At 45.7% G+C, this 1,780-nt stretch carries 3 protein-coding genes and 1 pseudogene; 1 reads left to right on the top strand and 3 read right to left on the bottom strand.

Features of this window, described 5'->3' with window-relative positions; all coding sequences use genetic code 11:
• Positions 1-135, top strand: a pseudogene (locus tag PX481_RS26190) (glutathione S-transferase); the annotation flags it as partial.
• Here PX481_RS26190 and PX481_RS26185 read toward each other — a convergent pair.
• The 3 genes from PX481_RS26185 to PX481_RS26175 are packed head-to-tail and all read right to left on the bottom strand — an operon-like array spanning position 69 to position 1,543.
• Positions 69-272, bottom strand: coding sequence for a hypothetical protein (locus PX481_RS26185; RefSeq protein ID WP_196219817.1), 204 nt, complete (start codon positions 270-272; stop codon positions 69-71). The pseudogene PX481_RS26190 and the gene PX481_RS26185 sit on opposite strands and share 67 nt — an antisense overlap.
• Positions 273-302: 30 nt before the next feature.
• Positions 303-992 carry a response regulator transcription factor NblR gene (gene nblR / locus PX481_RS26180; protein WP_002758972.1) on the bottom strand — a complete coding sequence of 230 codons (690 nt, stop codon included), beginning with the start codon at positions 990-992 and terminating at the stop codon, positions 303-305.
• 41 nt (positions 993-1,033) lie between these two features.
• Positions 1,034-1,543 (bottom strand): hypothetical protein, encoded by a 510-nt coding sequence (locus PX481_RS26175; RefSeq protein WP_002758973.1) that lies wholly within the window; start codon positions 1,541-1,543, stop codon positions 1,034-1,036.
• Positions 1,544-1,780 lie beyond the last annotated feature (237 nt).

Below are 1,780 nucleotides of genomic sequence, written 5' to 3'. Positions count from 1 at the left end.
GGGTTAGCCGATAATAGCGCCTACGAGGGCTTTTTTGCTTGGCGCGACCGTCTTTATAGTCAATACCGTCAAACTATCACCCCGGGAAGTTCCACCCCTCCTATCGATTCCCCCAACTCCATCCAGATTGAATAGCAGCGCTTGACTAGGCTGGTGGGGTTTGGGGTGTGGGGTGTAGGGTGTAGGTTGTGGGGTGTGGGGTGTGGGGTGTAGGGTGTGGGGTGTAGGGTGTGGGGTGTGGGGAGATTAAATAAAAGCAATCTACTGATCACTGATTACTGATCACTGATTACTGATTACTGTTAAGATTCCCGTAAAACGTAGCCCACACCACGCACGGTATGAATGAGGCGTTTTTGACCACCAGCCTCCATCTTCAGGCGTAAATAGCGAATATACACCTCAATAACGTTTGATTCTCCTTGAAATTCGTCTCCCCAGACATTTTCGAGAATTTGATCCCTCGATAATACTTCTTTGGGGTGAATCATGAGGTAGCGCAGCAGTTCAAATTCCTTCATCGTCAACTCAATATTTTTGTTTTTATAGGAGAGACGACGACTGGCTAAATCTAATACTAAGTCACCGAAACCCAATTGTTCGGGGGTAATTTCCAGAGGTTGCAGGTAAAAACGGATTAATTTGAGAAAAGATTGCGAATTATAGGGTTTGAGAAAATAATCGTCGGCTCCCGCTTCCAAACAGGCGAGACGTTCTTCTAGGGTTTCTTGAGATACTAACAAAATAATATAAACGCGACTTCCCTGGGAACGTAAACGACTACAAAAATTCACACCAGCCTCCGCTGCGAGGAAGCGATCGAGTATAATCATCGCTGGCTGCCAACTTTTCACTTCTGGGAAAGCGATATCAATGCTAGGCACGATCAGGGGACGATAACCTGCTTCTTTCAAGTCCGCACTAGCTAGTTTAGCGATATTCTCCTCAATTCCCACCAAGAGAATTGAAGAATTCGGAACGGATGTACTCATAAATCAGCAGCGGTAAAGAAATAGGAAAGACAGGGAGGGGACTACCTAATTATAGTTAATTGATTCTTGCCTAACCGATTTAATAAAAAAGTTAACGCTGTGGTGCGTTGGACAAAATTACCATTGATAGACCAACCGGTCACTCGATCGGGGGACGACCAAAGGCTAAGATGATCCACAGGCGGATCCGCATAAAAATTTTCTCCACCGCTACCCAATAAACAGGAACTCCAATGGGTAAAATAATCGTGACTAAGGCGATAAATGGGAAAATTACCGATTAATGGCACTCCCCACCCGTCTAGAGCTATTAAAGCTGCAATTTTTGCCCCTTGAGCTTGCCAATAATGAGCTAAAGCGATCGCATTTACCACCCCCGCACTAAACCCAATCAAGGTTAGAGCTTCTCCCGGTGAAAAAGCTTTATTTAAGCAAGAAAAAGGCGAAATAATAATATAGGGACTTAATTTGACCGATTGGCTCCCCAGATGTCCTAAAAAATCCTCGGTCAATCTAGAATCATGAAAACCCGTACAAATTACCAAAGACATAAAGTTAAGTAAAAATCTATGAGGGGTCAGTTATCAGTTATCAGTAATCAGTAATCAGTAATCAGTCATCAGTCATCAGTTTTTTCTCCCTGCTCCCCTACTCCGTCTCCCCACACCCTACATCCCACACCCCACACCCCACACCCCACACCCCACACCCCACACCCCACTTCCCCACTTCCCCACTTCCCCACTTCCCCACACCCCACACCCCACTTCCCCACTTCCCCACTTCCC

It is taken from the genome of Microcystis sp. M53603_WE2 (assembly GCF_030065435.1).
Note: the sequence above shows the minus strand (reverse complement) of the source record. Positions and strands in the feature narration are given on the sequence as shown.